This window comes from Paenibacillus koleovorans NBRC 103111 (assembly GCF_004000845.1).
GTDB classification, from domain to species: Bacteria; Bacillota; Bacilli; order Paenibacillales; family NBRC-103111; genus Paenibacillus_AA; species Paenibacillus_AA koleovorans.
The window spans coordinates 23351-35891 of record NZ_BIMA01000071.1; the positions used below are offsets into that span (position 1 = coordinate 23351).

Annotated in this window: 10 protein-coding genes; all 10 read right to left on the reverse strand. The window is 57.6% G+C overall.

The features are described 5' to 3' along the window. Positions 1-12: 12 nt before the first annotated feature. The 10 genes from PKO02S_RS21005 to PKO02S_RS21050 all read right to left on the reverse strand — a co-directional run bounded on the left by PKO02S_RS21005 (position 13) and on the right by PKO02S_RS21050 (position 12307). Entirely contained in the window at positions 13-876 is an 864-nt protein-coding gene (locus PKO02S_RS21005) for a carbohydrate ABC transporter permease (RefSeq protein ID WP_127585817.1), read from the reverse strand. A 36-nt stretch (positions 877-912) separates the two neighbouring features. Beyond that, positions 913-1818, reverse strand: a complete 906-nt coding sequence (locus PKO02S_RS21010) for an ABC transporter permease (RefSeq protein WP_127585819.1) — start codon at positions 1816-1818, stop codon at positions 913-915. 97 nt (positions 1819-1915) lie between these two features. Further along, the gene (locus PKO02S_RS21015; RefSeq protein ID WP_127585821.1) at positions 1916-3538 is read right to left on the reverse strand and encodes an extracellular solute-binding protein; all 1623 of its coding nucleotides are present in this window, start codon (positions 3536-3538) and stop codon (positions 1916-1918) included. Positions 3539-3626: 88 nt separating this feature from the next. Further along, positions 3627-4655 carry a GNAT family N-acetyltransferase gene (locus PKO02S_RS21020; protein ID WP_127585823.1) on the reverse strand — a complete coding sequence of 343 codons (1029 nt, stop codon included), beginning with the start codon at positions 4653-4655 and terminating at the stop codon, positions 3627-3629. Continuing rightward, positions 4652-5569 (reverse strand): Gfo/Idh/MocA family protein, encoded by a 918-nt coding sequence (locus tag PKO02S_RS21025; RefSeq protein WP_127585825.1) that lies wholly within the window; start codon positions 5567-5569, stop codon positions 4652-4654. Before PKO02S_RS21025 ends, PKO02S_RS21020 begins: the two co-directional genes overlap by 4 nt. 54 nt (positions 5570-5623) lie before the next feature. Then, on the reverse strand, positions 5624-6904 hold the full coding sequence (locus PKO02S_RS21030) for a DegT/DnrJ/EryC1/StrS family aminotransferase (protein ID WP_127585827.1): 1281 nt from the start codon (positions 6902-6904) through the stop codon (positions 5624-5626). Positions 6905-6980: 76 nt separating this feature from the next. Then, a complete protein-coding gene (locus PKO02S_RS21035) occupies positions 6981-7793 on the reverse strand; it encodes a sugar phosphate isomerase/epimerase family protein (protein WP_164821589.1) in 813 nt (270 codons plus the stop codon). 87 nt (positions 7794-7880) lie between these two features. Continuing rightward, positions 7881-9053, reverse strand: coding sequence for an N-acetylglucosamine-6-phosphate deacetylase (locus tag PKO02S_RS21040; RefSeq protein ID WP_127585829.1), 1173 nt, complete (start codon positions 9051-9053; stop codon positions 7881-7883). After that, positions 9037-10446, reverse strand: coding sequence for a hypothetical protein (locus tag PKO02S_RS21045; protein WP_127585831.1), 1410 nt, complete (start codon positions 10444-10446; stop codon positions 9037-9039). Before PKO02S_RS21045 ends, PKO02S_RS21040 begins: the two co-directional genes overlap by 17 nt. Positions 10447-10621: 175 nt before the next feature. Continuing rightward, the gene (locus PKO02S_RS21050) at positions 10622-12307 is read right to left on the reverse strand and encodes an S-layer homology domain-containing protein (RefSeq protein WP_127585833.1); all 1686 of its coding nucleotides are present in this window, start codon (positions 12305-12307) and stop codon (positions 10622-10624) included. Positions 12308-12541 lie beyond the last annotated feature (234 nt).

Consider the following 12541-nt stretch of genomic DNA (forward strand, 5'->3'; position numbering starts at 1 on the left):
CTGGAATTCGCGCTACTCCTTTAACGACCCGAGCTGAGCGCCCTTGACGAAATATTTTTGCAAGAACGGATACACGATAATGATCGGCAGCGTTGCGAAAATGATAATACCCGCCTTGAGCGTTTCCGGCGTAATGTGCATGTCGAGCAATTCCTTGAAATCCGGCGAGTTCTCGGAGACGATCATCCCCCGCAGCACGATCTGAATCGGATACAGATCCTTGTCCCGAATAAAAATCAGCGCCGCGAAATATCCGTTCCATGTACCGACCGCGTGGAACAACCCCATCGTGGCAAACGAAGGCAACGACAGCGGACAGGCGATACGCCAGTAAATGCCGAACTCGCTGCAGCCGTCGATGTACCCGGCGTCGAAAATTTCCGAAGAAATCCCTTGAAAAAACGTCTTCATCAAAATGACCGAAAACGCGCCGACCGCCCCAGGAATCATAAGCGCCCACAACGTATTCGTCAGCCCCAGGAAGTTGACCGTCAGGAAGTAAGGAATAAGGGGCACATTGAAAATGAACGAGATGACGATCAGCCGCATAATAAGCTTGCGGACCGGCATATGCGGCCGTGACAGCGCGTAAGCCATCGTCGAGGTGAAGAGCAGGAAGATGACGGTCCCGACCACCGTAATGTAAACGCTGACGCCCATCGCCCGCCACAGCCGCTGCTGACTGAATATATGCTCATAGATGAACGTATTGAAGCCGCGCGGCCAAATGAATACTTTGTTGGCGTCTACGAACTCCGTCGAGCTGAGCGAAATCGACAGCACGTGCACCATCGGGGCCAGCATAAGCGCGCCAAGCACAAGGAAAAAAGCGGCATTGAGAAACTGGAACAATTTTTCCGAACGATAGACTGGCATGGGGGTTCCCTCCTAAAGCTTGAGCAAAATCTGAGTCTAGTAAATGCTTTCTCCTGTCGCCCTCTTCGCGAACGCGTTCAACCCCATGACCAGCAGCAAGCCGACAACCGATTTGAAAAAGCCGATCGCGGTCGTGTAGCTGAAGCGAGCCTCTAGCAAACCGACGCGGTATACGTACGTATCCAGCACTTCGCCGACATCGCGAACGAGCGGGTTAAGGAACATGAGCACTTCCTCCACGCCAGAATCGAGCAGGTTGCTGATCCGCAGCAGGAACAGTACGACGATCGCCGGGAGCAGAGCCGGCATCGTAATATGCCACATCTGGCGCAAGCGGGTAGCTCCGTCCACGACGGCCGCCTCGTACAGATTCGGATTGACGCCTGCGATGGCCGCCAAGTAGATGATCATATCCCACCCGACCTCCTTCCAGATCGCCGCCCAGACGATGATGCTGCGGAAGTACATCGATTCCGTCAGGAACGAGATGCGTTCGAAGCCAAGAGCCGCGATGATGTCGTTCACGATGCCGTTCAGGTCGATCAGGCGGAGGAAAATGCCCCCTACGATAACCCAGGACAAGAAGTGCGGGAAGTACAGAAACGTTTGAATCGAACGCTTGAACGCCATCTGGCGAATCTCATTAAGCAATATCGCAAGAATGATCGGGGCCGGGAAGCCTGCAATCAGCCGGTACAAGCTCAGCAAAATCGTATTTTTGAGAATTCGAAAGAAGTCGTAGTACGTAAACATCTTGACGAAATGGTCGAAGCCGACCCATTTGCTTCCCCAGATGCCTCGGAACATATCGTAATTCTGGAACACGATAATATTGCCGAACAGAGGAACATACTTGAATGTTAAAAAGTGAACGATGCCGGGCAGCGCGATAATCAGTAACGCCGTGCGCGGATTGGAAATCCATCGTTTGAGTGTTGCCATTGGGTTCACCTCTGCTGCCGAAATAGGAGCCTTGTCGCCAGAAAAGGGGAGCTTGCCGGCTCCCCTGTCTCCTGTTGCCTCTCATATGGAAGGGCGATTACTTTTTGTTATTCTTGTTGTACCATTCAGTCGCTTCCTTGATGACCGCGTCGCCGCCGCGTTTTTTCCAGTCCGCCACGTATTTGTCCCAGCCGGTGTTGAGGTCATCCTTGCCGGTCACAATCTTCGTGAAAGCATCCATGAACAGCGTGCCCGTTCCGGCGCCCAGCTCCGGAGTCGTGGCCATCACTTCCGGTACCGGCATGTTGATGCCCGGATCGTTCTTCGTGTTATTGAGCGCATAGTCGGTCGCTTTCTTGAGTACATTCGGATCGATCGTGCCGCCCAGCTTCACAACTCGATCATCCATCCGCGAGTCGCCGGCCGGATTGATCATCGTCTGAATGAAAGTCTTCTCTTTCTTGTTCATGTCCGAGTTGCCGTCCCATACCGCGGCGGCGCCTTCACCCGTATAGTTGCGATCCTTGATGCCGAAGGCGAAGAAGTCGTTTTTCTTCTGGTCGTTCGAGTATGTCCAATCCATGAACTGCACGAAGCGCTCCGGATTTTTGGTGCCCGAGATGACGGCATGCACCTTGGCAATCGGCAAACCCTTGAAGCCCATGAAGAATTCACCCTTCGAATCCTTGAAGCCCGGCAGCACGTCGATGACTCCCTTCTTGCTGGCGAACGCGCTAGGCGCATAAGAGCCAAGCTGGCGGATGTCGAGGTTCCAGAAGGCTACCTTGTCGTCCTGGATCATCTTGGTCATGTCGGCTGCTTTTGCCGTCACCCAGTCTCTGTTCATGTAGCCGTTGTCGTACAGCTTCTTGTAGAACGCGATGGCGTCCTTCATCTTCGGATTGATGATGTCCGGGATGAACTGGTTGTTCACGAACTGCCAGGCCGTACCGCCCGCTCCTTGCACCGATCCGGTGTAGAGGCCGAAGGCGGCGAAGAACACTTGGCTATTGCCGAAGTCCGAGCGCGCCACGAAGCCCACTTCGTCAGCTTGCCCGTTGCCGTTCGGGTCCTTCGTCTTGACCGCCTCGAAGAAGGCCAAGTAGTCGTCCAGCGTTTCCGGCGGCTTCATGCCGAGCTTGTCGAGCCAGTCTTTGCGGACGATGAACCCGCGCGTCTCGGTCGGCGTCAGCAGCTTCGGAATGGCGTAAATTTTGCCGTTCTGGCTCACCTTCGGGTTTTGCCAGACGAAGTCCGGAATGTTCTTCTTCAAGTTCGTCCCGTACTTGTCGATCATCGCGGTCAAGTCCACGAAGATGCCGTTCTCGACCGCCGTAGGATGCCCCTTGTCCATAATGGAGCCGGTGGCGATAACTTGCGGCACATCCTTGGACGCGAAACGGACGGTCAATTGCTCGGAGTAGCCGGTCGCCGGCAGGAACTCATAGTTGATCGTTGTCGGTGCGCCAATGTAGTCGCTGAATAGCTTGGACATTTGCGTGTAGATCTGATCGTCCTTCTGCGCGGTTTTGGCGTATGCTTCGCCTCCGTCGTTGTTCAGGATCGTGAATGAAGCAGGTTCTTTGTTGACGGTAGCAGTTGGGGTCGGCGAGCTGGAGCCGCTTGTGCCGCTTGTGCCCTCTGTTCCATTGCTGCAGGCAGTGACCAGAGCCGCGATACTGATTACGGCGATCGGAAGCATTGTAAAACGTTTTTTCATTGGTTGATTGTCCCCTTTCTAAAGTCGCAGTGTAATCGCTTACTTCTGTGATTTTAGATTACTGCAAGTTGCCCCTCGCTTAATATGGCTAAAATTGCAATAGTATGGCGGTTTTAGCGTCATCTCCCTTCCTATATCCCGTGTACCATCGCCACGGGGCAAATCCTAGCTTCGCATAGAAATCGAGATGCGTTGTCCAGTCAATGACGAGGCGGTCCCGGCCGCGGCGTCGGAGGAAGTGGATGCCGGCCTGCACCGCCGCCAGTCCGAGCCCTTGGCCGCGCTCGGAAGCGGAGACGCCGAGCGGACCGATCCCGCCGCCCGTGCCGGGCGGGAACAACGCGTGCCAGTAGACGCTGCCCGCCAGGAGAGGCGACTGCTCGTCGTTCAGCCGACAGAAGCCGATCGGCTCGACGCCGCCGTCCTTCCAGAGCAGCACGAACTCGCGGCTCCCCCCGCCCGCTTGAAGCAGCGCCTCGGTCGACTGCGCCCAGCGAGGCGAGAACTCGCGGCGCAGGAAGCAGAGGAACGCTTCCGTCTCCGCAAGCGGGTCGAGCAGCCGGAACTCCACGCCCGGGCACTGCGGCAGCTCCTCGATCGGCTCGCCGGTGAAGTCGGCGAACAGATCGCAGACGCTGCCGCCCTCTGCCGGCGTGTAGCCCCTTCGCTCGAGCCAGCCGCCGAGCCCGCTCGCCTCGGATTCCTCCGGCAAGCCTGGCATATAATGACGCGTCTCGCCGCCGAAGTCGATCCGCCCGGCACCTGACCGGCGCAGCCCGTCCTCTGCGAGCGCCAACAGTCGGCTGCCGATGCCCTGGCGGCGGTAAGCAGCGTCAACCAGCAGCAAGCCGATGCTGCCGCCACCTCCTTCACCGTCCCCATCAGCCTTCGACAGTTTGCCCGCCACAAAACCAATCAGAATCTCCCCGCCATCTTGGGCGGCTATCGCCGCCCAAGATGCTCCGGGCTGCAACGGCGCAGCTCCGAAGCTGTTTTGCCGCACGAGCCGATCAGAAAGCGGAAACCGGGAGCCCAGCTCCCGGTTCCACATTTCCACTATGGCATCGATATGCTTTTCCGTGAGATACTCATACCGAATTGCAGCTATGTCCCTCATAAAGCGATCGTCTCCCCGCGCTGACGGCTCATGTTCGCCGCTTCTATGAAGCGGACGATCTCCAGAGAGACGCCCATCGGCACCTCGGTTCGCCCGGTCCTTGCCATATCGATCGCCGCGCTCAGAAGATGCATATACTTTTCCAGCCCGTCTGTCGCCGTATTGATATAGACGCTGCTATTTTCCCGGTGGATGACCGTCCCATGGCTCACATTCGGCAGCTTGTTCCCGCGCACGAGCCCGATGCGTCCGTCGGCCCACAAGCCGGTGATCACCTCGTATTCTTCGCCGGGGGCGCCTGTCGTCATCGTCGTGACGGAGAGGCAGCCTCTGCCCATGATGGCGTACAGCGCCTCCACCGTGTGGATGCCGTACCAGAACCAGCCGGGCTGGGAAGGGATAAATTCCAGCGGCCCGTAGCATTCCGCTCCGATGACGGCCCCTTCGCTGCTGTTCTGAATCGCGGCCGTCAAATCCGGGGCAAACCGCCTCACGGAAGAGGTCATCAGCGGGATGCCGTTTTCTTGAGCCAGCTCCGCCATCGCCACAGCATCCTTGCTGCGCAGGGCGAACGGCTTGTCGACGAACACCGGCTTGCGATAAGGCTCGATCCGCTCGAACAAGCTCCGGTGCACGCGCCCGTCAACCGCAGTGAGCAGCACCAGATCGACCTGCTCGGCGACTTCCTCCGGGGACCCGACAATGGATACCCCATACTGGGTCGACAGTTCATTCGTGTAGCCCTCGACCCGGTTGATGCTGGCGGGGAAATCCGCCGATCCGCCCGGATATCCGGCGATGACACGTCCTTTTCCCGGCATGTAATGCTCGAAGGAAGGATCATTGACAATGCGCGTAAACACTTTGGCGTGGGACGTATCCAAGCCGACCAAACCGATTTTGATCTCATCCATCGAGTTTAACTCCTTTTCCGTCATCTCGCTGCCGACCCAGTCTACTGCCCTCTATTACACGAGCTCAAGTCCACGATACACTTTCACGACCGCTTCAATGACTTCGTCCGCTTCCTTGTCCGTCATGATCGGGCTAACCGGCATGAGCGTCATGCGGGGCAGGATACGCTCGGCGTTCGGGCACATCCCCTCGCGATACTCCACCGGCTTCTTGAACGGATAGTCGAACGGGAAATCGTTTTTCTCCAGTGTCTTCTTGTTCAGCAGGAACGGCATCATATAGATCGGCTTCGCCCCGTACATGAAGTAGGTAAAGAAATTTTCCGCCGTCATCGCTTCAACGAACTGCTTGGCCCGCTCCGCACTGTCGTGCAGCAGCGCTAGAATACACCCGATGTCGCCGTCCTCGTCGACCGTCTTGCGGAACTGGATGCCCGGCAGCTCGGCCTTCAGCGCTTGTTTGATTTTCCGATGGTTGCGGCGCATGCTCGAGATGATCAAATCCCGTTTCTCCCACTGCTCCAGCATGATCGCCCCGGCCATTTCCGTCATCCGATAATTTTGTCCGATTACCGCTTCGCCTGCGGTCAGACCGCTGCCCGGCGTCACGTAACGATCCTTGTCGCGGAAGCTGCCTTGATCGTGGTACCGTACCGACCGCTCGAACAGGTTGAAGTCCCGGGTTGCGACTGCACCGCCTTCGCCGGCTGTAATGATTTTTTGCATCTGGAACGAAAACGCGTTGATCGTCCCGAACGTACCAGCCTGCTGGCCTTTGTAGGAAGCGCCGAATGCCTGAGCAACATCCTCGATAATGGGCAAGTTGTATTTGGCGGCGAATGCCGAGATCCGATCCATATCGCAAGGATGGCCGTTAATATGCACGACAATGATCGCCTTCACTTCATCGTCCATGACCCGCTCCAGATCCTCCGGATCCATATTGAGCGTCTCGTCCATGTCGCAGTAGACCGGCACCGCATTGCAGCAAATGACTGCGCCAGGCGTAGCCGTAAATGTGTTGGCCGGCACGATGACTTTGTCCCCGTAGCCGATGCCGAGCGCCTTCAGCGCGACGACCAGCGCCGCCGTCCCTGAGGAGACGCCAAGTGTATACGGCATGCCGAGTCCGGCGCCGAGCCGATCCTCGAACGTGCTGACCGCGCCTTGATTATCCGGTCCGTAATACCGGCTCATCGACTGCGCTCGCATAACTTGCGCGACACGCTCGGTTTCTTCCGGTCCTACTACCATCGCGCCGCGCAGCATCCCGGCGTTCATGGTGTGGCGGACAGGCGTTCCGCCGTGAATGGCCAATTTGTCTAGCTTTTGCATCGGTGATCTCCCCTTCTTGTCGGTCGTACTAGTGGTTGGATTGGTGATTGGATTACGGTTTAGGTTGGTGCGCTTCCTAAGGGAGCATGTCCCGCAGCAGCTTCAGGGTTAACTTCGTGCCGTCCTTGCGGGTGCCGCCTTCCGGCGAATAATGCGTTTCGATCGTGAACAGCCCTGTGAAGCCGTCCTTCTCCAGCGCCTCCAGCTGCGGCAGGAGCGGTTCCTCCCCAAGTGCGACATACCAATATTTCAGGTGAAAATGAACCTGAAGGTCGCGCACATGGTTGTACCCTTTCGGGAAGGACGGGCTATGACGATGCTCGTTGCCCGGGTCCCACAGCACCTTGAGGGCGGGCGAGTCGACCGCTCTCACGAGGGCAGCCACCTCGCTGGCGAAGCCGCCGTTGCAGGAATGCTCGTTCTCGAGCAGCAGCACGACATCTTCGCGCTCCGCTGTTTCTGCGGCCCGGCGCAGATGCGCGACGATCTCCTCCGTATGAAGAGACGGATTCTCCTCCCGCCAGAACGAGAAGATGCGGATGTACCGCGTCCCCAGCCGCTTGGCGTAGTCGATCGCGAGCGGCAGCATCGCATGGTGCTCCTCGGCCGTTTTCTCCGCTTGGCCGAACTGGTCGCCGGTGCGAAGCGGCCTTGCCGGATCGAGCAAACATTTGAACAGCGGCGACGATACCGCGGAGACGAACAGTCCGCGGCTGTCGGTTTCCCGCTTGATGCGTTCGACCTGCGCCACCGTCAGTTCCATGACGTTCACGCCGTCTACCATCCGGATCTCGACATGCTTCAATTGCTCGCCTTGGATCCAATCGAGCGCTTCGATCAGCTCCGGCGCGACTTCGTCCGTGATGACCCCAAGCCGGTCCCAAATCATGCTGTATGGCTCCCTTCGTTGTGGAATTGCTCCTTGTTCTTGTCGGATGGCCTTCGGCTGATTCTGCTTCTGCTTCTACTTCTACTTCTACCTCTGCTTCTGCCAGACCATGAACCCGTTTTTGTACGTTTCCAGCACTTCGATTTCGTTGTTGTCCCCTAAGCGGAACCGGACGAGATCCGCCGGAGCTTCGGCGGCCAGGCCAGCCTCTGACGGCAAGCCCATCAGCCGTGCCGGGTACAGCGAGGCCATCGCCCACGCTTGCGGCAGCTCGCAGATGCCGCAGCGGACCAGATGGCCGACGCCCCAAGGCAGCGGCTGCACGGAGCCGGCCAGCAGCTTCGGGTTGTCGGCGAGGTGCAGCTTGCCCTCCTCGGTCTTCACGACCTGGACGCGCTTGTGCGACCAGTATGTCCCGGGCGGCAAGCCGCCGAGGTGGACGGCATCGCTGACGAGCAGCGTTCGGTCTCCCTTGACCTTGGCCGCCACGCGGAGCACCGCTTCCGGCAGATGGAAGCCGTCCGCGATCAGGCAAGTGTGCAGCTCTTCCTGCGCGAGCTGCTCCCACAAGTAGTTGGGATGGCGCGGCAGCATCAGGTGCGCGCCGTTGCCCCAGTGCGTGGACATCCGCGCGCCCGCTTGGACGGCCTCGCGGATTTGCTCCGGCGAGGCGGCCGTATGGCCGATGGCGGCGATGACGCCGCCCTCGGTTGCCCGGCGCATGAAGCCGGGAGCCTCGGGCCACTCCGGCGAGAGCGTCACGATGCGGATGCGGCCTTCGGCCGCCTCCTGCCAGCGCACGAACAGCGCGTAATCCGGCGCCTTGACGTACTGAGCCTGATGCGCGCCGCGCGGACCGTCCTCGGGGGAGATGAACGGCCCCTCGAGGTGGATGCCTGCGATCGCGGCGGCACAGGCGGCGTCCTCCCGGCAAGCCTGCGCGAGGACGCGCATCGCTTCCTCGATGCGCTCGTCCGAGTTGGTCGTCACGGTCGGATACAACGTGGTGACCCCTTCTTCCAGCAGCTTGGCGACCACGGCCTTGACCGTCTCCGGCTCAAGCGGGAAGCTGTTGATGTCGTGGCCCATGAACCCGTTGACCTGCAAGTCTACAAAGCCTGGCGCTATGTAGATTGGCGGTGACGGTTCCGCTGCGGGGGGTGCCGGTGTGACAGCGCCGATCGTACCTGCCTGCAGCGTGATGCGGATCGGTTGTCCGGTACGGTAATCGAGTCCAGTGATTTCATTTATTTGCGGCATCGGCTTGCTCCCCTTCCTTTTCCCTAGCCGGACTCGACTCTAGCTCCATTTTCATCAAGGCAACAGTCCCGACGATTAGCGCTTCGTTCTCCGGCACGAGCGGCCCGCGCAGCCCATGCAGGATGAATGACTCAGCCTCATAGCCGCCTTCCCGCAAGATACGTTCGGTCGGGATGTAGGTGGAAACACCGTTGGAGTAGCCCAGTACGATAACCGGGGCAAGGTCTGGGAAAAGGGACTTGATGCGCAGCGCGTAATCGGAAGGTACTTCGCCTTCCAACGCGACTAGAGTGGCCGCTTCCCCGAAGCGCCACAGCTGCACGATATGAGGCACTTCCCGCTTCACACGACCCTCTTGAAGCGCTTTCAGCGCGCGGCTTGCGGCGCGCCTCCTGTAGGCCGTATTGCGCTGGGTATCCGCAATGATCGCCTCCAGCTCCGCCGCTCCCCATCGCTCGGTGAACAGCCTGACGTCGCGCAGCGCCGCTTGCCAATGACCGCCACGGTTAGCTGCTGGTTGGGTGGGGTTCGGCAAACTAGCCAACACTGCATTAACCTCTTCTGCCACGGTGTCTCCAGCCTCCCGCATTTCCATCTCGCTCAGCGACCGGAAACTGTCGCCGTTTACGCCGGCCGACGGCTTGATGTCCCCTGCGCAGCCTTGCAAGAAAAGCGCGGTACAGCCAGGGTGCATGGCCTCCAGCCGTGTGCATGCCTCGCCGACGAAATCGGCGGAGATCTGGTTCGCGCTCATGCTCGTCGGATGGCACGCGAAGCTGAACAACAAGCCGCGCATCATCCCGGAGCGATCGGTCAGCTGCAGCACCGACAAATCGCGGTCAATCCGCTCCTTCGCGTTCGGCCGCATTCCCACTCCCTCGGCCGTCGTCAAGCGGCGCGATATGTTAGCTGCCGTTGTGCCTTGCACTGCTTGGAGCGTGCCTACTTCCAGCTTGGCGTAACACTCTGCTGCAAGCGCCACCAACTGGTCCCGCAAACGGCGATAATATTCGATATCTTCCGAGTAGTCCACATCCAGATCGCGCTCCGGCCAATGGTCCTGCCCCATGCTATAACCGCCCCGGCGGCCGGTCGGCTCCTCCCCGGTCAAGTACATCGAGAAGTGCGTATGCGAGAAGTTGACTAAGATTTGCTCGGCGTTTAGCCCGAACGCCTCCTTCAAAGCAGCTCGGATGCCTGTCATGAAGCTGCGATCGCCACCCAGCGCATCCAGCGTCACGACGAGCAGCGTCATGTTCCCCTCTTGCAACAGCGCTGTTTTGGCGTAAATGTCGTCCAGCACGCCTTCGCGCTTCGTCTTTCTTCCCCCGAAGCCCGCCAGGAAAACCGGCTGCTCCGGTGTGATGCGCGCTTTGGCCAAGGCAAATTTCATGCGTTCGACTCCTTTCCATATCCCCATAGTAGACCCGCCATTCCGGAAACGGTATAGACGGATCGGAAAAAACATGTGTTTTATTGAGCGGATGCTCGCTTCTTTTGTAGCCTCTGCAAGGAATACAAAAAAAAGGCCCGAGCGTTTCGCGCATCAGGCCTTTCCTGTCTTTCCACTATTTGTACAACGTACCGTTCCGAATTCTTGCAAATGATTGCTTCGCCTCTGCATTCAGAGGAGTGATGTAGATCTGGAACGTGCTGACCCCGCTGACATCCAGATCCACATTCCGCTCCTCCCCCGCTGCGATCGAGTTGCTTGTATACAGTACCCGGTTATCCGCGACGATCATAAACTTGACCATAGCTGCCGCCGGAGCCCCGTCCTTCAAGGCAAGATTGGCCGTGAACCTCGAAGCCCTCTCGTCCAAATCATATTGCATCAGGAAGCTGCTGTGCGTCCCCTTCAAATTAATACTCATATCTACATCCGTACCGTAAACAGCAGATGTTACATTCCCAATGCCACTTACGACTCGAATGATTTGGCTGCTTAACGAGATCGTAGCTTTATTGCCGAATGACATGCCGAATGGAGTGTCGTGGATGTTGGACGGATCAATTCGATTTGGCAGCTTTGGAGCAGGTGTTGATGTCGGTGCCGGTGTCGGTGAAGCTGTGGTCGGCGTTGGCGATGCGGATGGGAACAAGATTTTATTGCCACTGCCCGCTTCAAATGCCCGGCTCAGCATAGTTGCCGCCTCCGCACGCGTGATCGGTGCTTGCGGTCGGAACGTCCCATCTGGGAAGCCGCTCACGAGCCGGTTTTCCACCGCAATCGCCGTTAAGCTTCGAGCCGATTGCGAGATCGAGCTGTAATCGCTGAACATCGCTTGAAGAATGCTATTGTCCGCAAGCGAATTGTGGTCGAAGCCTCTGAGCTTCACCACGCCAATCGTAATATCTTCTCGAAGCGCAGGCTCGTTCGGCTTGTAAGCGACGTTGCCATTAGCCAACAAATATCCATTCAAGTAAGGCAATGCCGCTTCCACATAAGGCGTAAACCAGTCGCTCGGCGAAGTGTCCTCGAAGGAGGTTTGGGTTACCCCGACCGAAGGCTCCAGCCCCGCGGCGAGCACCATAATTTTAGCCAGCTCGGCGCGTGTTACGTTGCGATCCGGGCGGAACATGCCATCCGGATAGCCGGAGAGAATATTGCGCTGCGCCATGTTTATGATGGCTTCATAGGCCCAGTGGCTGGAGCCGACGTCCGTAAATTGCTGGTTGCCGGCTGGTGGGGTTGGTGTCGGTTGCAAGGGCTGCTGCGTTGGAGTCGGTGTCGTTGTTGGTGTCGGTGTCGGTTGATTGGAAGGAGGAGCAGCGGTATTCGTATTGGACCCAGGGATTTGGATTTTATCCATAAAATATCCCAAACGCTTTTGCTCTGCATCGAGAAGAACGATCACAATATCGAAACGGCCCGCGTCCAAATACCTGCCGAAGGGTGATGTCTCGAAGAGCTGCGGTGTTATAAAGATCATACTTTGGTCCAATTCGGCTTCAGTGAGTGTTCGAACACGTTCCGTATTAGGGGAAGCGGCTGATAGTTTATAGGGTACGATCATGTATTGAGAAAAGCTTTGTACGGCTTCCGGCAGCTGGTCTCTATCGATATGAACGATAAGCTTGCTGGACCGCTCGTTAACAAATTCGAAGTCCAAAGACACCCCGGTTGTAAACCGCGGAGTCCCTTGCCCCGTCCCTTCAGCCTGCATCGCACCGGATAGCGCGAACAACTGCAGCACCAGCACCAATGTCAACGCGATTATAAGCTTTCGTTTCCCCTGTTTCCATACGACCATGTTTTAGCACACTCTCCCTGTAATTTATTTCGCTTCCATATTCACCCATATCAAAACTTTCCATCCTATTATAGCAAACGCGGGAGAATTTACTAGTTTTTTGTTGCATTATGTATCAGACTTGCCTCGTCAACCACTCCTCTATAAATATAGTGTTATGAAGAACACCTTATTTGCTCATTCGTTCGCTTAGACGGGAAATAGCGATTCGCCATAGTTACACTTAGGTGTTGC